Genomic DNA, 22,575 nt, shown 5'->3' on the forward strand with positions numbered 1-22,575 from the left:
TGCTCTCGCTAAACGATATACAAAAGGAGGGTGCACCATAAATGACCATAGTCAATTATGACACACCCTCTTTTTTTGTTTGTATTTTACTGTGTTTTTGTCTTCTTTTTTGTCTGTCTGCTTTATTTGTTATTTAGCATTGTAGACAGAGTGCTCATAGTGTTCATAGTGTTCGTAATAGTATTGTCCCTTACCTTTAGTGCGACTGCCGTATTCTATAGCGCGAGTAGGGCAGTGGTGATAGCATGCGAAACACGACAGGCATTTGCCGTTGTGTTTCCATACGGGTGTTTCTCCATTTTGGCATTCAATGTCGCTTGTGGGGCATACCTTTGCGCACTTGCCGCAATGTATGCATCTGTCCGGGTCGACACGAAACTTGCTGTCGCCTATAATCCAATTGACAAAGGCGTGACCTAAGAGTCGGCTGTTGATGCGTGGCCAGCGTCCTTTAGTTATGTTGAAAATACCACGTTGTTTGTCAAGTATGCTGTCTATGAATTGTGTGAGTATGCGGTGGGCTTGCATTTTTTTATGTATCTCACTTGACTCGTTGTCGAGATTCATAAATGGCAGACCTATGTACGATTCGGGCATAATCAGTGATATGGCGCTGTCGGCCTTCAGTCCTATGGCAGCCAGGTCTTTCTGGAATATGTCTACTGCTTCGCCTACGGTGTCACCGGCTGTGCAGATAATGTAGCAGTAGCGTCCTTGGGCGTTGGTTATGCGTAGTTTGGATATAAACTCCCTTACCATGAGTGGCGGTCGCCATCCATGTATGGGAAATAGGAATCCGATTGGTTCATCCGAATCAAGTGTATATTCGTGGATTTTATCGCTACCACCATGCTTTTTGCATTCGGCTGCAATGTCGACAATGTTGTCGCCTGTGAAGTATTTTATTCTTTTGGCTGCCCAGCGGGTGTTGCCTGTGCATGAAAAGTAGAAAACCATAAGCTTGCAGTGATAAGGATTGTGTATGAAACAAAAAGGCAGGGTGCGCTGTTGTCTTGTGCGTACCCTGCCTTTATATTGGTTTCGGTCTATCTGTGAGACCGTCTTTAGAATGTGCTTTTTATTTTGCTTCTTCCATTACGCCTTCGATGTACAGACGTGTAAGCTCGGTTACGCCGTTTGATCTGACTGTAATGGTCTTTTTGAAATGTCCCGGGAATGTGCCTCGACCGTTGTATGTCACCTTTATCTCACCCTTCTCGCCTGGCTTGATAGGAGTCTTGGTGAATGAGGGGATTGTGCATCCGCAGCTTGCAATGGCCTGATTGATTACCAGCGGTGCTGTGCCTTGGTTGACGAATGTGAACACGCACTTCTGTACAGGTTCTTTCTCTGAGAATTTTCCGAAGTTATAGTTTATCTTCTCAAATCTGATTGAAGCCTGTTTCTCTTGTGCCATTGTCATGCTGACGCATGCGATGAGCATGGCAAACACTATAAAAAATCTCTTCATATTATTTTCCAATTTTTTTATTGTTAATGTTATAACTCTGCAAAATTACAAAAAGATTTATGTCTTGGGCACAAAATGGGCATTTTTTTGCAATTATTATATTAAAATCTACCCTGTTCGCCGAGATAGCTGTCCTTGAATCCGAGGAAGTAGAGTACGCCGTCGATGCCGATGGTGTTGATGCTCTGCTTGGCATTTGCCACAACGCGGGGCTTTGCATGGAATGCTATGCCCAGACCTGCTTCACCCAGCATTGGCAAGTCGTTGGCTCCGTCGCCTACGGCAATGGTCTGTGCCAGATTTACCTTCTCCACCTGGGCTATGAGTTTGAGCAGTTCGGCCTTGCGGTGTCCGTCTACTATCTCGCCAACGTAGCGTCCGGTGAGCTTGCCGTTGTCGTCTATCTCCAGCTCATTGGCATAGACGTAGTCGATGCCGTACTTGCGCTGCAGGAATTCGCCGAAATAAGTGAATCCACCGCTGAGGATGGCTATCTTGTAGCCGCAACGCTTGAGCACAGCCATCAGACGGTCTACACCCTCTGTGATAGGCATGTTGACGGCTATGTCTTCAAACACGCTTGAGTCCAAACCTTTCAGTAGTGCCACGCGACGTGTAAAGCTCTCCTTGAAATCTATCTCGCCACGCATGGCGCTCTCGGTGATTGCCTTCACCTCAGCGCCTACACCTGCGCGCTCGGCAAGTTCGTCGATGCACTCGGTCTGGATGAGTGTAGAGTCCATATCGAAGCAGATGAGTCGGCGCATGCGGCGATACATGTCGTCACGTTGGAATGAGAAGTCTATCTCCATTTCCGACGATATGTGCATCAGTTCCTCCTGCATGGCAGCACGGTCGGTAGGTGTGCCGCGCAGTGAGAACTCGATGCAGGCACGCACGTTGCGTTCCGGGTGCTTTATGCTCATGCGTCCGGTGAGTCGCAGTATTGAGTCGATGTTGAGTCCCTGATTTGTGATGACTCTTGTGGCAGCTTCAATCTGCTTTGCCGAAAGCGAACGGCCTATGAGCGTGAGTATGAATCGGTTCTTGCCCTGGCCGTTTACCCAGTTCTCGTATTCGTCGTCGGTGACGGGTGCGAATCCGATGTTCACTCCCAATTCGGTGGCTTTGAACAGCAGTTCCTTCATTACCTGACCCGAAGCATTCTCGTCAATGCGTATGAGTATGCCCAGCGACAGTGTAGAGTGGATGTCAGCCTGGCCTATGTCCAATATCTTGGCATCCTTGCTGGCAAGGATTTCCATTATGGATGTGGTCAGACCGGGGCGGTCGTTGCCCGTTATTCTGATTAGTATTTGTTCTTCTTTGGTGTTGTTTGTTTCCATTTATTCTCTTGGGTTATTCTTCGGCAAACAGTCGTATGCGCTGTTCTTCCGACAGTTTGCACACAATCAGCTGGTTGTCTTTTTCGGCTACGATGTAGCCGTCGAGTCCCTGCACCACCACTTTCTTCTCCTCGGTGGTGTGTACTATGCAGTTGTGCGAGTCTATCATGTGTATGTTCTCGCCTATAAGAGCGTTGCCGTAGAGGTCCTTGTGGGTCTGTTCCATGAGCGAAGTCCATGTTCCGAGGTCGCTCCATCCGAAGTTTGCCGGACATACGAATATCTCTTCGGCTTTCTCCATTATGGCGTAGTCTACCGATATGTTCTCGCATTCGGGATAGCGGTTGTCGATAGTGGGCTGCTCTTCGGGTGTGCCGTATATGTCGAGCATACCCTCAAACACCTTACTTATAGTAGGGCTGTACACGCGGAAGGCGTTGACTATTGTCGACACGCTCCATACGAAGATGCCGGCATTCCAGAAATAGTTCTTATGTGATATGTATTCCTTGGCTGTTTCGTAGTCGGGCTTCTCGCGGAACGAGTCGATACGGTATATTTCCTTGTTGCGTGGTGATGCTGTCGAGAGGTCTGCCTGGATATATCCGTAGCCCGTCTCGGGACGTGTAGGAGTCATGCCGAGCGTCACGATGGCGTCGGTTTCGGACGTGAAGTTCATACATAGGCGTATGATACGTCTGAATTCTTCGTTGTCGGTCACGATATGGTCGCTGGGTGTTATCACCACATTTGCCTTAGGGTCTTGCGACTTTATGCGCCAGCTTACGTAGGCTATGCACGGGGCTGTGTTGCGTCGGCATGGCTCAAGCAATATGTTTTCTGCCTTCACTTCGGGCAGTTGCTCGCGAACGACATCGGCATACTTCTTATTTGTCACTATCCACACGTTCTCGGGCGGGCAGATGCCTTTGAACCTGTCGTATGTAAGTTGCAGAAGCGAGCGACCGACACCAAGGATGTCGATAAACTGCTTCGGGCGGTCGGCTGTGCTCATAGGCCAGAATCTGCTGCCTACGCCACCTGCCATAATAACAAGATGATTACTTACTCGAGCCATAAAAAAGTTTGTTGTTTATCTTGCAAAGATAGGAAAAATTGGCTACATCAGAAACTTTTTAGGCTATGGTTTTCAGAAAACTGTGTTTTTATTTGCTTTTATAGCATGTCGTCGAACAAAAATCCCATTTCCGGTTCTATATTCTGGGGTTCTTCTTGTAGTGAAGGTTCGTAGTTGTCGTCACTAAACTCGAGCATAAGTTGCTGCGCTGCTTGCGACGATGTGTTGATTTTGTAATATCCGCGCTTGTCGCAACGGCGCACGAGCGAGTCGCACGACTGTGAATTGGCATTGAGCCATTGGCGTACACTATTGTAAATGTCGTCAATAAGTACGGGCGTGAACAGTGTGTTGCACGTATTGTATACATGCAATGCTATCTTGCGCACGGGCAGTCCGTTGTCACCGGCTTCGCACAGCACGCTGATTATATCGTTAGCGTATTTGTTGGATTCGCGCATATCATTAGGAAAGTTTCGCCTATACAAACTGACAAAAAGAAAGCTGCACACATATCATACATACGATATGCATGCAGCTATCTTTCTTATAAGATAGAAACGGATATTCTATTTTACATTAGGCCAAAGTAACGAGATTGTCCTCATTCTTTACCTTGCCCTCTTTCAAGAGCCATCCTGTACCGAGGTAAACTTCCTCAGTAGAAATCTTTGCGGCCTTAGCTATCTCAGCTACGCTCATAGCCTTACCTGCAGCTGCCAATGCCTGGTAAACGTCACCGGCACGGAAACCTGCGTTTTCTGCGCTTACTGCTACCTCTACAGCCTTCTTGCAGGTTGCACGCTTAGTAGTGGTTGCCTTAACTGCAGTAGTTTTCTTGGCTGCATTTGTTTTCTTTTCTGTTGCTTTCTTTTCTGCCATAATTTTGTGTAAATAACATTAATATAACGCTTCTCGTTAGCGTTTGTCTTTTTATTCGTTTACAAAATTAGTCAAATATTTTTTCAAAAGGATAACAAATATATGAAAAAAGCCCGCCGAAGCGAGCTTTTCATTATATTTGTTTAATTTTCTTGACGTAGGTCAACTTTGAGTTGCAACTCATCAAGCTGTTTCTGGTCGATTACAGACGGTGCGTCGAGCATAACGTCGCGTCCGCTGTTGTTCTTCGGGAATGCTATGCAGTCGCGTATTGAGTCAAGTCCTGCCATGATCGAAACGAAGCGGTCGAGTCCGAAAGCAAGACCTGCGTGAGGAGGTGCTCCGTACTTGAAGGCGTTGATGAGGAATCCGAACTGTGCCATAGCACGCTCCTCGGTGAAACCGAGAATGCCGAACATCTTCTCCTGCAGTTTGCTGTCGTGGATACGCAAGCTTCCGCCACCAACCTCAATGCCGTTGCATACGAAGTCGTAAGCCTTGGCGCGTACCTGCTCAGGATGTGAGTCGAGCAATGGTATGTCGTCGGGGTTAGGCATAGTGAACGGGTGGTGTGTAGCCATAAGGCGCTGCTCCTCGTCGCTCCACTCGAACAGTGGGAAGTCGACAATCCACAGACACTCGAACTTGTTCTTGTCGCGCAGTCCGAGACGGTCGCCCATTTCCAGACGAAGTGTGCAGAGCTGAACGCGTGTCTTGTTGGCGTTGTCGCCAGAGAGGATGAGTACGAGGTCGCCGTCCTTGGCGCCTGTCGTCTGCTTCACCTTGGCAAGTACTTCGGGCGAGTAGAACTTGTCGACCGATGACTTCACGGTGCCGTCCTCGTTGAACTTGATGTACACGAGTCCCTTGGCGCCTACCTGCGGACGCTTTACGAAGTCGGTAATCTGGTCGAGCTGCTTGCGTGTGTAGTTGGCGCAACCTGGTACGCATATACCGCCGATATATGCAGCATCGTTGAATACAGAGAATGTGCCGGTGCCCTTGAGGTCGTCCATGAGCTCTACAAACTCCATGCCGAAGCGCAAGTCGGGCTTGTCGCTACCGAAACGGCGCATTGCCTCGTGCCATGTCATCTGTTGGAGCTTGGCTGGCAGCTCTACGCCACGAATCTCCTTGAACAGATGGCGTGCCATGTCCTCAAAGAGGTTGATTACGTCGTCCTGGTCGACAAACGACATTTCGCAGTCAATCTGTGTGAACTCAGGCTGACGGTCGGCACGAAGGTCCTCGTCACGGAAGCACTTGGCTATCTGGAAGTAGCGGTCGAATCCGCTCACCATGAGCAGCTGCTTCAGTGTCTGCGGGCTCTGTGGCAGAGCGTAGAACTGACCCGGGTTCATGCGCGAAGGCACAACGAAGTCGCGCGCACCCTCAGGTGTAGAACCGATAAGGATAGGAGTCTCAACCTCGATGAAGTTCTGAGCATCGAGGAAGTTGCGTATAAGGATAGTCATGCGGTGGCGCAGCTCCATGTTCTTGCGTACTGTAGGACGACGCAAGTCGAGGTAGCGATACTTCATGCGGATATCATCGCCGCCGTCGGTGTTGTCCTCGATGGTGAACGGAGGTGTTGCGCTCTCCGAAAGGATGTTCAACTCAGTGGCGATGATTTCGATGTCGCCGGTAGGAAGGTTGGCGTTCTTGCTTTCGCGCTCGTTCACAACGCCAGTCACCTGAATGCAGTATTCGCGTCCGAGTTTGCCTGCACGTGCGCAAAGCTCGCAGTCGTCAGAGTCGTTGAAGACAAGCTGTGTGATGCCGTAGCGGTCGCGCAGGTCAACAAATGCCATACCGCCCATCTTTCTAACGCGCTGTACCCATCCGGCAAGCGTTACGGTCTTGCCGGCATCGGAGAGACGCAGCTCTCCACAAGTGTTTGTTCTATACATATATATTATAGTGTATTTATTTATTCCGATAATATGCGCTAATACCACGCAAAGTTATAGCGTTTATTCCGAACCACCAAATTTATAGCATAATTTTAGTCTCTATTTCCTTTCAGCGCGTTTTCTAACGTCTATTTTGTAATGAAAAGAGTCTATCTTCTTATCATTATCTTCTTTCCGCCATTGATATATATGCCAGGTTGTGTGGGGCGATGGTTGTAGCGTCGGCCTTGCATATCGTACCAGATAGTTGAGAGATTCTGCTTGTGGACAGTCTGGATATTGATACCGGTAGACATTTGGTCTGTTACATCTTTTATGGTATAATGTTTTTGGCTGTCTTTTTCATTCGAAATTTCAATGTATGTATCTTTTTTCAGGTCGTATACGTTGATGGTCTGTGTATTGCCTGAGTTTGTATTGAAAACGAACGATATCATATTGTCGCGTTTGGCTATGCGGTAGGTCTTGTAGTACCACTTCTTGCCATCTATTGTTTTTGTAGCGGTTACAGCGTCGCCAGGCCATTTGCCCGTTGTCGTGAAGTTTTCGCCCGACATGTCTTCCCATGCCCAAAAGTTCACGCTTTTCCATCCAACATTGTCAACATTTACGTATACTGTGATGTTGTACGGAGTGAATGCTTCAGGCTTTGAAATTTCGTATGTGCGTGTTGCTACAGCCGATACAGTTGAGCCTGTGAGCAGTCCCACTTTGAGTGTTGTTGTGCCCATTGGTATTTCTATTTCCGTTCCGCTTGCTGCCTTACGGCTTTGTGCAGTTGGTTCGGTTCCGTCGGTGGTGTAGACAAGTTGTGCGCCTTGCTTGTCGCTTACGGCTGTAAGGCGAGCCTTCTGTACATCGTCATAATGTCCCGATGGCAGGTCAATCCATGCCACGTTGCTGCTGTTGCTGAGCAGGTAGCGGTAGTGATAGCCACGCAGTATTTCGGTGAATCCTGAAGGTGCGGTGTATTTGTTGGCGTTGGCTCCCATTGCGGCATACAGTGTTCCGTGTGAACCTTCGGTCTTCAGAACGTTGTAGTTTGCGCCCATCCTCACGTTGAATGTGGTGTTGCTGGTGTTGGTAATGCCGGCAATGTGGCGGGCGTTAATCATCTTCTTGATGTCGGTAGGGTAGGCTTGCCAGTGTTTGTAGAACACGCATGGTGTGCCGCATGAAGCCAGTATGTAGGCATTGGCAGCAATGGTGTCCTTGCGTATCGGGTCTTGCTGTTTATCGCTTGAGCGATATTCGGTGTCGTGGTTTTCAACGAAGGTTACCGCATATTGGCGATAAGAGGTATTGCTGATGAGTCCGTCCTTTGCCTTGCTGCCCCAATTATTGGCGATGAGGTCGCGTACGGCGTAACGTACGGGGAAGTCGAAAGCGGCTGATGTTGGTGTGCCGTTCACCTTTGTGGCGTTGATCCATGCTGTGACTTTCGATACGTCACCGTCCCAGTATTCACCCACCGAGTAGCCAGGCTTGGCAGCAGTGTTGTATATGCCGGTGAACTTGCCTGCGTAACCCTTCACCATGTCGTAGCGGAATCCGGCATAGCCGAAGTCGTTGAGCAGCATGTCGAGATATGCTTTTACAACATTCTGCACGTTAGAGCTGTTGTGGTCAAGGTCGCGCATGCCGTCCCAGCCGTCGCCCGTATCTTTATTGCTGCTGAGGCTAACCTTTGGTGTCTGTTTGTTAGCCCATGTCAAAGTTCCTCCTTTGTCATCATCACTGCAGATGTCGGTAGAATTCATCTTGTAGGTTAAGCCCCTATATGTCTCTACGGGGAAGTCGGTCCAGCTTGTCTGTGTATTGCGGTGGTTGATTACTACGTCGGCAATGGTGCCTATTCCTTTGCTCTTGAAGGTCTTTATCATCGAGCGCAGTTCGGCTTCATTGCCAAACGAACTGTTGTAATTGCTAAACCAGTACAGGTCGTCATATCCCATAGAGCGTCCGCTGCTGCAGTTGGCACTTTGTGGAATCCATACCAGACTGAAGTATGGCGCAAGATCATCGGCTTGGGCTTCCAGATTGCACCACTTCGATGCACGATATGAATCCCAATAGAATCCTTGCAGCATCACACCGTCGTAGTTGGCTGGCCAACCTTGTGCCTGCATGCTTAGTGTTGCCATAAGGGCAACGAGGGTCGTGTAAATCTTCTTCATCTTATTCTGTTTTTAGTTACTTTTTGTTTAATTGGTTTATCACTACTACTAACTATTTACTACTACTACTAACTATTTACTATTACTTACTACTACTTTTCAACATAATAAAATGACTGCTTATTTGGTTACAACTACTTGCATCACGCAACTAAATGAACCTTTTATTTTTATGCTTCAAAGTTACTTCAAATTCCATTATAGGTGTATATAATTTATGTGCAAACGTGCAAATGAAATGTGCAAACGTTTGCATATCAGCGCCTGATAACAAAAGAGACCACTCACACATAGTGAGCAGTCTCATACAATCCAAATTAAAACGTGTAAAACCTTAATTAACCTTTGCGTTAGTAGTTATATATGATTTTGAAAGTACAGTTGTATAATTCTCTCCAAATTTACAAATAATTCTATTATTGGTATATATATATAATGTGTAAACGTGCATATAAAATGTGTAATCGTTTGCATTTTTCAACAAAATAGGCGACTCTCACAGATTGAGAGTCGCCTATTGATTATACTGTGTTTATTCTGGTGAAGTTACTTATTTCACTGTGCAGTAGATATTCTCAGAAGTCTTTCTTGTAGGATACAACTTAACTGTGTTGCCAGCAACCTTAAGGTCGCTGCCACCTGCTGTCAGGTTGTTGAGGCTTCCACCGAGGTTGATGTCCCAACCACCATTTACGCGGAACTTCCAACCATCAGCTGTAACACCTACATTTGTTGCCTCAAAGCAATACTCTTCAGCATTCCAAGTCATGGCTGCGTCGCCAGCCCAATTGTTGAAGCCACCGATGATGCCCATGGTCTCAACCTTAGTGGCTGTGATAGTGCCTTCTGAAAGATTTACATCGAAGTAGTATACACCTTCTCCTGCGTTAACGCCGATGTTTCCACCTTCGCTGGTTGCTGCACCAGAGAATGTGCTGAATGCACCAGAATTTATCTCATTATCCCAACTACCGGCTACACGCTGGAACTTGAACTGATTGCCCCAACCGTTAGGGTCGGCACAATAAAGGTAACCAGTGTATACTCCCTTTGCATCGTCTACGAGAGCAAGCTTCTGCTCAGCGTTTTTCCAGCCGTCAGTTGCGCCGATGAAGTAAATGAATGGATCGTAATTAACCTCCTCTAAGGTATAAGAGTAGTCCATCATGTTGATAGTGAGCTTATACTTACCAGCCTTGGCAATCTTACCAGCCTTGGCTTCGGTGTTAGTCAACAAACCTGTCATGCTGTCGTCGCCGTCAACCTTAGGGCCTACTACGCCGGCAGCCCAAAGGTCGCCAGAGTCGATGTTCTTCTTAGGAATAATTTTCCAGTACTGGTCAGCCTTTGTTGTCTCGAAGCTTACGGTGAAGATAGGATCCTCATACACGTCCTTGTCGCTGTGCTTGAATGCCTTTGCGACTTCTTTCGTCCAACCATTTACGTCTTCTGTAGTAAACATATCACCAACGAGGTAGTAACCCTCTTCAATAACCGGAGCCTCAGGAATGGCCTTAACCTGGAATGTTGCAGATGTAGCCATCTTCACGGCTGTTGAGCCATTGCTTACCCATGCGTCAAGAGTAGCATCAATGTCGCGCTCTGTAGGACGCTTGCCATACTTATCTACGATATAGCTTGTCAATTCGGCTGTTGCCATGTTGCCATCAGCATCAATGTCGAATGACTGACCGTCGAAGTTAATCTTATAATTAGGTGTATAAGCAGCGTTGGAAGAAGTGGGAGCAACAATGCTCGCCACTTTTACCTTCTCTGTATTAACGTCAGCCAAGTTGATGACATCAACTGGAGCTACGCTACCATTGCCGAATGTTACGGCATCCTCCTGTGGATTGGTCTGTGGTTTACCCCAATCGGTGAAGTCCTCGGTGCAAGACACCATAGACATCAGCAGGGTCATTCCCAATAATATTTTCTTGATCATAATTGTCTTTGCTTAAAGTGATTTACAATTTAACGATGCTGAACGAACCTGTGATATCGTTGAATGAGATGACATACTTGCCTTCTGCCAAGCCGATGTTCTTGCCACCTGCATCACACTTTCCGTACATGTTGATAGCGCCATCTTCTGCACCATAGCCCCAGTTTGTATCCCAAGAACCTTCAATCTTGAACTTGAACTGAATCGGGTCGCCAGCAGGAACTGTCATTACGTAGTACCAAGCGTGATTCTCAACGCCCTCAGTGTTGTAAGGAAGCATTGGAGTGTCTACCCAATCGTTGAATGAACCAGTAATCTGGATAGTGCCATAATCCTTCACTGCACCTTCATACTTCACCATCTTGGCTGTATTGTCAGCTGTGTTGAGAGTGATGGTGTAGTAACCGGCTTCCTGAGCTACGATGTGACCACCGTCGCTACCACCGTTACGGTTGACGATTGTACCCTTTGTAGCGCCATCGGCGTTCATACTGTAATCCCAGTTGAAGCTTGAAGGCATAATCTTGAAGCCAGCTCCATCGACCTCGGCCTTGTCGTTGTAATCGCCGGTAAGGAAGTAGTTGGTGTATTCAATCTCACCAACACCAGTCTTCTTGTCGTAAGAGAAGTTAGGCTTGAGGAACATCGGAAGTGCGTCTTCTCCGATGCTCTTGTTGCCAGCCCACTTAGCGCCGAACATGTTACCTACAAGATACCACATTGTTGGAACAGCATCCTTCAGTTCAATATAGTAAGGCTTTACGTTGAGCTTTACTGAGTTTGAAGCGATAGGGTTCAGATGGCTTGTGCCCTCAAGGATGTAAGCGTTAACACGAACGTACATCTCCTGCTCGGCAGGAACATTCTCTTCTGTCCATTTAAGTATCTTTACCAATGCCTTGTCCATTTCTTCGGCAGAGGCAGAGATGTCACATTTCTGTGTAGTGTTGCTAAGAATAGCGTAGTCTGGAACCTTTTCGCCACTCTCGTCTGCTGCAGCTTCATCAGTAGAAACTGTGAAGGTGTTAGTTGGAGATACCTGCACCTCGTATGTCGCATTGATAGGAGCATTGTCGGCTGTATACTTAGGCTGTGACCATGTAAGACCAAGTCCTGTGGAGTGCTCCAGGTCTATAGTGGAATTGGCATATTCTGGAGTGTTCAACGTAAACTCAGTAGGCTGTATAAGCGTAGGGTTAGAGTCGTTGTCATCCGAACATGATGCGAATAAGCTGATGATGCCGAAAAGCAGAGCACCCATCATATATTTATTCTTCATATTGCGTTTACTTTTATAGTTCTATTTTTATACTTTAGTTCTGAACATCATTATATCCGTCGATCTGTGTAAGGTTCTTGTTAGAAAGAATCTCTGAAGATGGGATAGGATATAGATTATTGGTCTTAGCGAATGTAGTACCATTAGTGCTACCACCCTTAAGCTCCCATTTGTATGTAGCCTGAGTTCCACCAAACTGATTGAAACGAATCAAGTCGGTACGGCGCTGACCCTCGCAATAAAGCTCGCGAGAACGCTCGTCAAGAACATCGTTAAGAGTGTAAGAAGCACGCACGGCAGCATGGGCACGATTGCGGAGAGCGTCGATATAACCCTTAGCCTTAGCCGAACCCTCGCCATTGATGTGCATCTCTGCCTCTGCTGCATTGAGGTAAGCCTCAGCTACACGGAAGAGGAAGAAGTCGATGTCGACATTATAGCTGTCGTGAGGAGTACTACCAGTAGTAGAATAGTTGTTATTCCACTTTGGTGTTGCAATACCCTTGACAAACTTATCGTTAGCACCAATCTCCAGAGTACGATCGCCGTCACTGTTGCCTTTACCCCAAAGGATAGCACGGTCATCAACGTTCATAGCACGGATTTCGGAAGCTGACTTGTTTACAACAACTTTTGGATCGGTAAAGAACTTCTCTACGAATTGTGGACGAACACGCATACCTGACCATGTGTTGGCAGTAGTGGCAGCATCCTTACCTACAACTGTACGCATAGTTGCATCCCAAAGAGCTGCAACAAAGAACATCGAGCCACCGTATCCATGAGTCTTTTCTCCATCTTGCAACAAAGGAAGAAGAGCCTCGCAGCTTGAGCCATTCGAGCCATTGTCGCCCATGAAGAGCAAGTCGTATGGCTTGTATCCGTTGGCCTTGGCGTCTGCAGACATCTTGCTGTCATCGAAGAGGGCATATGGTGAGTTGATAACTTTCTCGGCATATTCGAGAGCCTTGTTCCAATAAGGATTGTTCTGACCATCGTTGTTAAGATATGTACCAGCATTGAGGTACAAACGGCTCAAGAGCAACCAGCATGTGCCTTTGTCTATACGGCCATAGTCAGGATCGCTGTCGGTCTCTGGCTTAGCCTCCAACAAGTTTGGCTCAGCTGCGAGCAATTCGTTTTCTACCCAGTTGAACAAGAACTCACGACCCATCTGAAGAAGCTCTGCGCGAGTGTAGCTCTTGCCTTCCTCAAACTTTTCGTTGTAAGCGTGGGCCTGACGTGGTGTCTCTGCTGAAATCTTGTCAATGAATGTCGGGTCTCCAAAGAAGTCGAGCATCAAGAAATAGCTATAGGCACGAAGTACACGCACCTCTGCATACTTGGTTGGCTCTGCCTTGGCAGCGTCGAGACTTAAGAAGTGGTTCTGGTAAGAGATGTTTGACATCAGACGATAGTACAAGTTCTTCAATGTAGCATTACCCGGATCGAACTTATTGTAGGCAACATCTGCGATACCGCCATCCGACCACCAGCAGATAGCTTCGTCGGTAGGTATCTCGTTGAAGTTGAACAGGTTGCGTAGAAGGGTTGACTTACCAGCGTCGTCGATAGTGAAATCGGCATTACCGTCATTGCCTTCCATGATAAGACCTGCGTAGCACTTGCTGTACAAGCCTGTAATGTTTGGAGTACCGTCAACATTCGGATTGATGTTTCCCTTGTCCAAATCAGCCATACAAGAGCTCAAACTTGCTGTAAGCAGAAGAGCTACTGCAGGGGCAATTGTTTTGAATTTATTGAGTTTCATATCGAAATCAGTTTTTTATTGTTAGAAGTTGAGGTTCAGACCGAGCAGGAATGTGCGGCAACGTGGATAGATGCTGTCGTCCTTGCCTGAGTTTATTTCTGGGTCGATACCGCTGTACTTTGTAATAGTGAATACGTTAGAGCATGAAGCGTAGATACGGCCTGACATACCCTTATAGTTGCCACCCTTCAACAGGTTGTTGAAGTTATAGCCCAATGTGATGTTGTCGCACTTCAAGAAGCTGCCGTTCTGTACAAAGTAGTCGGTAAGAGGATAGTTGTAAGAAGTCCAGCCTAAAGCTGCTATATCCTTTGTAGTGTTCTTGTAATATCCCTTAGCGCTGCAAATCTCTTTAGTGTTTATCACACCTTCTGCGTATCCATTGTAGAGATAATTGCCTAAGCTTACACGGAAGTTGCTACCGAGATCCCAGTTCTTGTACGAAACCTTGAAGCTGAAACCACCTGTCCAAGGAGCTACGATATTCTTATAGAAGTATCTGTCGTTCTCGTCGATTGTTCCATCGCCATTGCGGTCTACATAGCAGCCCATGATAGGACGACCGTTCTGGTCGTATACCTGCTGGTATACCAAGAATGAGTTGGCTGGCTTTCCTACCTTATGATAGGTGATAGCCTGATCCTGACCTACCTTCATTCCTGCTTCCATCAAATCACGACCGCCTGCAAGCTCTGTAATCTTGTTCTTGTTGTAGGCAGCGTTGACGCTAAGTTCTACGAACCAATCCTTGGTCTGGATAGGACGACCTGTAACGGCAACCTCAAAACCCTTGTTCTCCAATGTTCCTGCATTCATAAGGAGGGCATTGTCGAAGTTCTGACCTGCAGCAATGGTAGTTGTACTAAGCAAGTCTGTTGTCTTGCGGTAGTAAGCATCAAGGTTTACGGTCAATCTCTGGTTGAACATACCATAGTCGATACCTACGTTCCATGTTGTGGTTGTCTCCCATGTCAGTTCGTCATTGTATGCCAATGGGCGATAGAGCAGACCTGTATTGTCGGGACCGATAGGATAGAGGTGGTGATTGCTTGTACTCTTTGCATAGGTAGCGGTGTAGTACTCTTTACCGGTATCCTGCTGGCCAGTCTTACCCCAACCAAGACGGAACTTGAAATCGCTTACTGCATCAACGTCTCTCAAGAAGCTTTCTTCCTTAACACGCCATGCGAAGGCTGCTGATGGGAAGAAGCCCCAACGGTGTCCGTCGGCAAAGCGGCTTGAACCATCATAACGTGCTGTGAAAGTAAGGAGATAACGGTCAAGCAAAGAATAGTTGGCACGACCATACCAGCTGACGAGGTAAGTCTGACCCTTCCACAGGCTTGTGTCGTAAGACTTGACGGTTCCTGCGAGAGCCTCGCCAGCGTCGTTCTTACCTTCGAAGGTAGAAGGATACATTGACTTGCTCCACTGGTCGCCCCAATACTTCATGTGGCTATATTCATAACCAGCCATGATGTCGAAGTGGTTGGCCTTGTTGAAATCCTTGGTGTACTGAGCGTATGCTGTAGCCAGGAGGTTATACTTCTTCTCCTTGTTTTCGCTATTGCCACCATAATAGAAACCGTATGTAGACTGCGGATTATTGGTGTTGTACTCACCACCGTTGCTGAATTCGCCGGCTAAGTTGGCATGCAAGTGAAGGTCTTCGAAGCCATGAATCTTATAGTCAGCCTCTATGTTGCCCAAGAGAACGTGTGCACTCTTGTAGAAGTTGTAGTTCTCTACCTTTTCTACTGGGTTTGTAGGAGCGTCATCATTGCGATTGTATGGGAATGTTGGGTCGTATGATGTAGTAGGTAGTGCCCACTGCCAATAACCTCCCCAGTTCTTGAATTTCTCGTCGTTGCTCTTTACAGGGCGAGTAGGATCCATGTTGATAGCTGCGCCTACAGCATCCGTTCCACCAGGAACAGTCTTTGAGTAAGAATACTTACCGTTGATGTTGAGGTTGAGGTGCTTGTCGAACAGAGAAGGATTGATGTTGAAGCCTGCAGTAATGCGCTTATAGTCAGAACCTTTCAAGATACCTTCCTGACCGGTGTAGCCCACGCTGACACGATAAGGCATCGACCAAGACTGCTTGTTGATGCCACCAGTAAGGCTGACATTGTGCTCATGGCTAATGCCATTACGATATATTTCGTCCTGCCAGTCGGTATCGAATGTACCTGCTGCATAGTTAGGAGTACCATCCTCGTTGTATTCCTTCCAGCCTAATCCTTGGTAGGCAGAAGAATCTTCGCCATAATAATTCTTGATGAAGTCGACATATTCTTTTGCGTTCATCACATCCAACTTCTTGGCAATAGTGCTTACAGAGACTGTACCATTGTAAGAAACCTGTGGCTTCTGGCCGCTGCGACCCTTCTTTGTTGTGATGATGATGACACCATTAGAACCACGCGAACCATAGATGGCTGTTGCCGAAGCGTCCTTCAATACAGTGAAGCTCTCGATATCGTTAGGATTGACAAGAGACAGAGGGTTGTTCACACCCTTAGTGTCATTGTTATCCATTGGCATACCGTCGATAACGATCAATGGGTTGTTGCTTGCTGTCAAAGAAGCACCACCACGAATACGAATCTGTGCGCCGTCACCAGGAGCACCTGATGCTGAGTTTACGTTTACACCGGCAATCTTACCCTGGATCATGTCCTGAGCCGAAGTAATGATACCATGGTTCTTCTCATCTGGCTTGAGAGCTGTCACCGAACCCGTGAGGTCGTTCTTCTTGGCAACACCATAACCGATGACGACTACCTCGTTAAGTTGTTTGTCATCGCTTGCGAGTGTTACGGTCATGTTGCCAGAAGCCTTTACGGTCTGTGGCGACATACCCAAGAAGGTGAATGTTAGTTCAGTACCAGGAGCTGCATCGATAGAGAAGTTACCGTCAATGTCGGTAATGCCAACTGCTTTACCCTTAACGGTGATGGTAGCGCCCATAACAGGTTCGCCCGAAGCATCTTTTACATGTCCCTTGATGGCATTGTTCTGCGCAAAGGAACTTGTTGCAAGGAGAAGACCACCAGCCAATGCCAGTGTCCTCAGAGGCAATTTTATTCTCAACTGCTTCATTTTTTGCATGTTTTTAGTTATTACTACATTATGTTGTTTTTAATCAATTCTATCTCATCAAAAACATTTTGCCTTTGTAGTGAACAGTTATCGAACTTTCGCTAAGGGTAGAATGGTTTTTTAATAGAGTATGAGGTTTAAGTAATCGACCTTTCGTCTTTCTGCCTGCAAATTTATTGTCTTTATGTTTTGGTTGTATCCATTTTGTACGGAAAACAGTCCTTTTTTTAGTGCAAACGTTTGCACCCTGTTTTTTTATTATTGTGCAATATGGCACTGTTGAATTCGAAAATTATGGCTAATTTTGCAGCGTAACAGAAAACCATGTCAGAAAATTTACCTATAACAATGAAGGATATTGCCCGAGCATTGGGCATTTCCATAGCTACAGTGAGCCGTGCGCTCAACGACAGTCCGCGCATCAGTTCGCTGCAACGCAAGCGTATCCAGGAATATGCCAAAGAGCATAACTTCTATCCAAACGTAATTGGTGAAGCATTGCGCCATAACCGCATCCAGCCTCTTAAGGTGATAGGAGTCATCATTCCCGAGTTTGTACATTATTATTTTGCGTCAGTGCTGTCTGGCATTGAGGAGAAAGCCCGTTCATGTGGCTATCGTGTGATGGTGGCGCAGAGCAATGAACGATATGATAAGGAAGTCGCTATCTGCGACGACTTCTTTAAAAACAAGGTGTGTGGCATCATTGTGTCGCTAGCCAAGGACACCAAGCAGTACGATCATTTCCGCCGGCTTATGGACAATGGAGTTCCTCTCGTGTTTTACGACCGTATATGTACGGGCGTAAATGGGTCGCGAGTGGTAGTGGACGATTATAATGGAGCTTATTCTGCCGTTTCACATTTGATAGAAACCGGATGTAAGCGCATTGCCTTTTATGGCTCGCCTATGAATCTGGAGTTGTCGAATAACCGATACAACGGCTATCATGACGCACTTGTAAAGAATGGACTGAAGGTGGATGAATCTCTTGTCAGATTATGCGACAATCGTATGCAGGCTGAGGCTATCACTCCCGAGATTCTTTCATTGCCAGCCCATGAGCGTCCCGATGCATTCTTTGCCATCAACGACGATACAGCCATAGGCATACTGTATACAGCCAAGCGCATGGGATTTCGTGTTCCCTTGGATATCAGTGTGTGTGGATTTACCAATGGCAACCGTGCTATAGCTTGCGACCCTATGCTCACCACAGTGGAACAACGTGGTGTGACGGTAGGCGAGGAGGCTGCCAAAATACTTATAGGTCAGGTTGAAGGTACGCTGCCACGTAATGAGGTGGTGATGCGAGTGGTGCGCACACGTCTGGTGGTGAGAGACACGACACGTTGAACTCAGGAGCTTGCTCCTGTCGATAGCAGAACTTAAATATAAATTAAAACCAAATAACAATGATTCAAAAACCTAATCTTTCGTTCTGGAAACTCTGGAATTTGAGTTTCGGATTCTTCGGCGTACAGATAGCTTACGCTCTGCAAAGCGCCAACATATCACGTATTTTTGCCACATTGGGAGCCGACCCCCACAATCTTAGCTATTTCTGGATATTGCCTCCGTTGATGGGCATACTGGTGCAACCGATAATTGGAACTTTGAGCGACAAGACATGGTGTCGTTTCGGTCGTCGCATCCCTTATCTTTTTGTAGGTGCCACTGTGGCGGTGCTTGTTATGTGCCTTTTGCCCAATGCGGGTTCGTTCGGTATGGCTGTTGGCACGGCTATGATATTCGGTCTTATCTCGCTTATGTTTCTCGACACAAGCATTAATATGGCAATGCAGCCGTTCAAGATGCTCGTTGGCGACATGGTCAACGAGAAGCAGAAGTCGCTCGCTTATTCAATACAGTCGTTCCTCTGCAATTCGGGTTCGCTTGTAGGCTATATGTTCCCATTCTTGTTCACAGCTCTTGGTATAGCCAACGAAGCTCCTAAGGGCGTTATCCCCGACTCGGTTATCTACTCGTTCTATGTAGGTGCTGCCATACTCATTCTTTGTGTCATCTACACCACATTGAAGGTGAAGGAGTGGAATCCTGAAGAATATGCTCAATATAACGAGGCTGATCTCGAGGCTAATGAGAAGAGTGCAGGCTGGATAACACTCTTGAAGAATGCACCGTCGATGTTCTGGAAGGTAGGACTCGTACAGTTCTTCTGTTGGGCAGCCTTCATGTATATGTGGACTTATACCAACGGCACCATTGCCGAAACCGTATGGCACACTACCGACGTAGCTTCCAGCGGCTATCAGGAGGCAGGCAACTGGGTTGGCGTGCTGTTCTTCTGGCAAGCTATCGGTTCAGTGTGTTGGGCTATGGCACTGCCTAAGTTCAAGAACGAGAAGCTGGCATACGCCTTGAGTCTTGTCATCGGCGGCATAGGTTTCGCTATGGTGCCATTCGTGGACGACAGAAATCTGCTCGTACTTCCATTCTTACTCGTAGGTTGCGCTTGGGCTGCAATGCTCGCCATGCCGTTTGCCTTCGTCACCAACGCCCTTGAGGGCTACAGCCATAAGGGAGCCTATCTTGGACTCTTCAACGGCACTATATGCGTACCGCAGATTGTGGCAGCCATGTGTGGTGGTCACTTACTGAATCTTGTAGGCTCTCATCAGAGCAATATGATGATTGTAGCAGGCGCATTGCTTGTATGTGGTGCAGTGGCTGTAACAGCTATCAGAAGCCCGAAACAGGCGTAGCAAAATGCAAACGTTTGCACGGTTTTATGTGAAGAATGTTCGGTTTTTGCGTTATAGTGTACCATAATTTTTCATAATTTCGCATTATGAAAATCAAGGATAAAATTATCGTACCAACAAACCAATAACCAAAATACACAATGACAATACATTTTCATATAGAATACCGTACAGCATTCGGTGAAGAGTTGTCACTCAACATTATCAAGAATAATGAAGTGAAGGCTTATCGCATGACCACCATTGACGGAGTGCAATGGTGGTGCGACTTTAATTATAGTAAAGCAGACCGTGTACTTGCGTATTATTATAAGGTTCAGGTGGGCGATTCAGTTGAGCGTAGCGAATGGCAGACGGTGAAGCATGTGCTCGACCTTACGTGCGATGCAGCTACCGACTACACCGTCTACGACCGTTGGAATGCAATGCCCGAGGATTCCTACCTCTACAGCAGTGCCTTCACCGATTGTATCAACCATCTGGAGCCGCAGCCCATGCAGTCCACTGCCTATGCCAAGACTCTGCGTCTTACGGTGCGAGCACCGCAGTTGCGTGAGGGTCAACGTCTGGCTGTTGTAGGCACTCAGAAAGCGCTGGGCGAGTGGAATCTTGACAAAGCGCTGCCCATGACGCTTCACAACTATTGTGAGTGGGCGGTCGATATAGATGCATCGTTATTGCATGATGATAGTATAGAGTTTAAATTAGTTGTAGAGAATGGTTCGGGACTGGTGATGATGTGGGAGTGCGGATGCAACCGCATCATCACCATGCCCCAAATCGAGAACGGTCAGACAGTGGTGTACAGTCTTGATCAGGCGTTCTTTGAGATGTGGGATCGAAGATTTGCTGGTACACTTGTACCGGTTTTCTCGCTCCGTAGCAAGACAAGTGCAGGCATAGGCGACTTCGGCGACCTTAAGATGATGATTGACCTTATGGCAAAGACCGGACAGCGTGTGCTGCAACTCCTGCCTATCAACGACACCACCATCACCCACACATGGACCGACTCCTATCCGTATAGCTGTATCAGCGTCTTCGCCATACATCCGCAGTATGCCGATTTGCGCAAGTTGCCGCAGCTGGAAGACGAAGAAGCACGCACAGAGATGGAAGCAGAGCGCCAACGACTCAACGCCCTGCCACAGATAGATTATGAGAAAGCGAACGCATTCAAATCAGAATATTTACAGCGAGTCTTTGCTCAAGAAGGTAAAAGGATTATGAAGAGCGCAGAGTATAAGGCGTTCTTTCAGGAAACACAAAATTGGCTCGTACCATACGCTCAGTATTCATGGCTGAGAGACAAGTATGGTACTGCCGATTTCACACAATGGCAAGACCATAACACATGGAATGAGGACGACCGCGCGATGCTGTCCGATTCTCGTACAAAGGCATATCATGAGGTGGCTTTCTACTATTTCGTACAGTACATACTGTCGTCGCAGATGAAGGAAGCACACGAGTATGCCAAGCAGAAGGGCGTAATACTGAAGGGCGACATCCCTATCGGAGTGAACAGACACAGTTGCGACGTGTGGATGGAACCCAAATACTTCAACCTCAACGGACAGGCTGGAGCACCGCCCGACGATTTCTCCGTGAACGGACAGAACTGGGGATTCCCTACATACAATTGGGACGAGATGCTGAAGGACGGCTGCCAGTGGTGGGCTCGTCGCTTCCAGAATATGTCGCATTTCTTCGATGCCTATCGCATCGACCACGTACTCGGATTCTTCCGCATCTGGGAGATACCTATCGACTGCGTTCACGGTCTGACCGGACAGTTCGCTCCGTCGCAGGCAATGAGCCGTGAGGAGATAATGCAGTATGGACTGAACTTCCAGGAGGAGCGATTCACCGAGCCGTTTATTACCGATTGGGTGCTTGACCGCGTGTTCCATGAGCGTGCCGACGAGGTGCGTCGCAACTATCTCGAACGCATCGACGACGAGCGCTACCGCATGAAACCCGAAGTAGACACACAACGCAAGATAGAGGCACGTTTCGCAAGCGTAACCCGTCAGGAAGACCTTTGGCTTCGCGACGGATTGTATTCGCTTGTTAGCGATGTGCTCTTCGTGCGCGACCGCAACCGTGCCGACATGTTCCATCCGCGCATTTCAGCCCAGCTCGACTTCATTTACGAGTCGCTCTACGACAACGACAAGCAAGCCTTCAACCGCCTTTACAACGATTATTACTATCGTCGCAACAACCAGTTCTGGTATCGTGAGGCAATGAAGAAGCTGCCCAAGCTCGTGCAGGCAACCCGTATGCTCGTGTGTGCCGAAGACCTTGGCATGGTGCCCGATTGCGTGCCATGGGTGATGAACGAACTGAAAATATTCAGCCTTGAGCTGCAGAGCATGCCCAAGACAACAACAACACGTTTCGGACACCTCAGCCAGAACCCTTACCGTTCGGTATGTACCATATCCAGCCACGACATGCCTACGCTGCGACAGTGGTGGGACGAGAACTACGAACGCACGCAAGACTATTACAACTCGATGCTCCATCGTCAGGGACTGGCACCTCATCCGCTGCCAGGATGGCTTGCCAAGGACATCATTGCACGTCATCTCGACTCGCCGTCGATGCTCTGCGTATTGAGCGTTCAGGACTGGCTCGCCATGTACGACCGTCTTCGTCTGCCCGATGCCGATGCCGAGCGCATCAACATACCTGCCAATCCCAAGCACTACTGGCGCTATCGTATGCACCTGAACATTGAGGATCTTATGGCAAACGGTGAGTTTATCGACGACATTAGTACGCTCATCGGTCAGGCTGGCAGGAACTTCGGTTATTCAAGTAGATGAAAATGATGTCTGAAAGCACAGACAAGATTAACCTAAAAACAAATATAT

General features: G+C 47.5%; 15 protein-coding genes. 3 read left to right on the forward strand and 12 right to left on the reverse strand.

All coding sequences use genetic code 11. The features are described 5' to 3' along the window. Window positions 1-129: 129 nt before the first annotated feature. The 12 genes from I6E38_RS09515 to I6E38_RS09570 all read right to left on the reverse strand — a co-directional run bounded on the left by I6E38_RS09515 (window position 130) and on the right by I6E38_RS09570 (window position 16,967). Window positions 130-957, reverse strand: a complete 828-nt coding sequence (locus tag I6E38_RS09515; RefSeq protein ID WP_235393763.1) for an EFR1 family ferrodoxin — start codon at window positions 955-957, stop codon at window positions 130-132. A 121-nt stretch (window positions 958-1,078) separates the two neighbouring features. Continuing rightward, window positions 1,079-1,471, reverse strand: a complete 393-nt coding sequence (locus I6E38_RS09520; RefSeq protein ID WP_235393764.1) for a DUF1573 domain-containing protein — start codon at window positions 1,469-1,471, stop codon at window positions 1,079-1,081. Window positions 1,472-1,572: 101 nt separating this feature from the next. After that, on the reverse strand, window positions 1,573-2,817 hold the full coding sequence (serB, locus tag I6E38_RS09525) for a phosphoserine phosphatase SerB (protein ID WP_235393765.1): 1,245 nt from the start codon (window positions 2,815-2,817) through the stop codon (window positions 1,573-1,575). 13 nt (window positions 2,818-2,830) lie between these two features. Further along, entirely contained in the window at window positions 2,831-3,895 is a 1,065-nt protein-coding gene (locus I6E38_RS09530) for a mannose-1-phosphate guanylyltransferase (RefSeq protein ID WP_235393766.1), read from the reverse strand. Window positions 3,896-3,993: 98 nt separating this feature from the next. Next, window positions 3,994-4,356: a hypothetical protein gene (locus tag I6E38_RS09535; RefSeq protein WP_235393767.1), complete on the reverse strand. Its 363-nt coding sequence runs from the start codon at window positions 4,354-4,356 to the stop codon at window positions 3,994-3,996. A 118-nt stretch (window positions 4,357-4,474) separates the two neighbouring features. Beyond that, on the reverse strand, window positions 4,475-4,777 hold the full coding sequence (locus I6E38_RS09540) for a winged helix-turn-helix domain-containing protein (RefSeq protein WP_235393768.1): 303 nt from the start codon (window positions 4,775-4,777) through the stop codon (window positions 4,475-4,477). A gap of 143 nt (window positions 4,778-4,920) precedes the next feature. After that, window positions 4,921-6,687 carry an aspartate--tRNA ligase gene (gene aspS / locus I6E38_RS09545; RefSeq protein WP_235393769.1) on the reverse strand — a complete coding sequence of 589 codons (1,767 nt, stop codon included), beginning with the start codon at window positions 6,685-6,687 and terminating at the stop codon, window positions 4,921-4,923. Between the two features lie 152 nt (window positions 6,688-6,839). Further along, window positions 6,840-8,867, reverse strand: a complete 2,028-nt coding sequence (locus I6E38_RS09550) for an alpha-amylase family glycosyl hydrolase (RefSeq protein ID WP_235393770.1) — start codon at window positions 8,865-8,867, stop codon at window positions 6,840-6,842. Between the two features lie 550 nt (window positions 8,868-9,417). Then, complete coding sequence (locus I6E38_RS09555; protein WP_235393771.1) at window positions 9,418-10,812, reverse strand: Outer membrane protein SusF domain-containing protein; 1,395 nt, start codon at window positions 10,810-10,812, stop codon at window positions 9,418-9,420. A gap of 22 nt (window positions 10,813-10,834) precedes the next feature. Then, window positions 10,835-12,091 (reverse strand): SusE domain-containing protein, encoded by a 1,257-nt coding sequence (locus I6E38_RS09560; protein ID WP_235393772.1) that lies wholly within the window; start codon window positions 12,089-12,091, stop codon window positions 10,835-10,837. Window positions 12,092-12,125: 34 nt separating this feature from the next. Then, the gene (locus I6E38_RS09565; RefSeq protein WP_235393773.1) at window positions 12,126-13,862 is read right to left on the reverse strand and encodes a RagB/SusD family nutrient uptake outer membrane protein; all 1,737 of its coding nucleotides are present in this window, start codon (window positions 13,860-13,862) and stop codon (window positions 12,126-12,128) included. Between the two features lie 21 nt (window positions 13,863-13,883). Further along, window positions 13,884-16,967 carry a SusC/RagA family TonB-linked outer membrane protein gene (locus I6E38_RS09570; protein WP_235393774.1) on the reverse strand — a complete coding sequence of 1,028 codons (3,084 nt, stop codon included), beginning with the start codon at window positions 16,965-16,967 and terminating at the stop codon, window positions 13,884-13,886. Window positions 16,968-17,291: 324 nt separating this feature from the next. Here I6E38_RS09570 and I6E38_RS09575 point away from each other — a divergent pair, with 324 nt between their 5' ends. From I6E38_RS09575 to I6E38_RS09585, 3 genes are all read left to right on the forward strand, one after another. Beyond that, window positions 17,292-18,323 (forward strand): LacI family DNA-binding transcriptional regulator, encoded by a 1,032-nt coding sequence (locus I6E38_RS09575; RefSeq protein ID WP_235393775.1) that lies wholly within the window; start codon window positions 17,292-17,294, stop codon window positions 18,321-18,323. A 59-nt stretch (window positions 18,324-18,382) separates the two neighbouring features. Beyond that, window positions 18,383-19,693, forward strand: a complete 1,311-nt coding sequence (locus tag I6E38_RS09580; RefSeq protein WP_235393776.1) for an MFS transporter — start codon at window positions 18,383-18,385, stop codon at window positions 19,691-19,693. Between the two features lie 140 nt (window positions 19,694-19,833). Further along, complete coding sequence (locus tag I6E38_RS09585; RefSeq protein ID WP_235393777.1) at window positions 19,834-22,527, forward strand: 4-alpha-glucanotransferase; 2,694 nt, start codon at window positions 19,834-19,836, stop codon at window positions 22,525-22,527. Window positions 22,528-22,575 lie beyond the last annotated feature (48 nt).

Source organism: Leyella stercorea, assembly GCF_021531355.1.
Taxonomy (GTDB): domain Bacteria; phylum Bacteroidota; class Bacteroidia; order Bacteroidales; family Bacteroidaceae; genus Prevotella.

Bases quoted from the DNA above. Each gene is read 5' to 3' on its own strand.
- I6E38_RS09565 (WP_235393773.1), bottom strand. From the start codon at position 13,862: ATGAAACTCAATAAATTCAAAACAATTGCCCCTGCAGTAGCTCTTCTG.
- aspS (WP_235393769.1), bottom strand. From the start codon at position 6,687: ATGTATAGAACAAACACTTGTGGAGAGCTGCGTCTCTCCGATGCCGGC.
- I6E38_RS09530 (WP_235393766.1), bottom strand. From the start codon at position 3,895: ATGGCTCGAGTAAGTAATCATCTTGTTATTATGGCAGGTGGCGTAGGC.
- I6E38_RS09575 (WP_235393775.1), top strand. From the start codon at position 17,292: ATGTCAGAAAATTTACCTATAACAATGAAGGATATTGCCCGAGCATTG.
- I6E38_RS09560 (WP_235393772.1), bottom strand. From the start codon at position 12,091: ATGAAGAATAAATATATGATGGGTGCTCTGCTTTTCGGCATCATCAGC.
- I6E38_RS09585 (WP_235393777.1), top strand. From the start codon at position 19,834: ATGACAATACATTTTCATATAGAATACCGTACAGCATTCGGTGAAGAG.
- I6E38_RS09550 (WP_235393770.1), bottom strand. From the start codon at position 8,867: ATGAAGAAGATTTACACGACCCTCGTTGCCCTTATGGCAACACTAAGC.
- I6E38_RS09540 (WP_235393768.1), bottom strand. From the start codon at position 4,777: ATGGCAGAAAAGAAAGCAACAGAAAAGAAAACAAATGCAGCCAAGAAA.
- I6E38_RS09570 (WP_235393774.1), bottom strand. From the start codon at position 16,967: ATGAAGCAGTTGAGAATAAAATTGCCTCTGAGGACACTGGCATTGGCT.
- I6E38_RS09580 (WP_235393776.1), top strand. From the start codon at position 18,383: ATGATTCAAAAACCTAATCTTTCGTTCTGGAAACTCTGGAATTTGAGT.
- I6E38_RS09555 (WP_235393771.1), bottom strand. From the start codon at position 10,812: ATGATCAAGAAAATATTATTGGGAATGACCCTGCTGATGTCTATGGTG.
- serB (WP_235393765.1), bottom strand. From the start codon at position 2,817: ATGGAAACAAACAACACCAAAGAAGAACAAATACTAATCAGAATAACG.
- I6E38_RS09515 (WP_235393763.1), bottom strand. From the start codon at position 957: ATGGTTTTCTACTTTTCATGCACAGGCAACACCCGCTGGGCAGCCAAA.
- I6E38_RS09535 (WP_235393767.1), bottom strand. From the start codon at position 4,356: ATGCGCGAATCCAACAAATACGCTAACGATATAATCAGCGTGCTGTGC.
- I6E38_RS09520 (WP_235393764.1), bottom strand. From the start codon at position 1,471: ATGAAGAGATTTTTTATAGTGTTTGCCATGCTCATCGCATGCGTCAGC.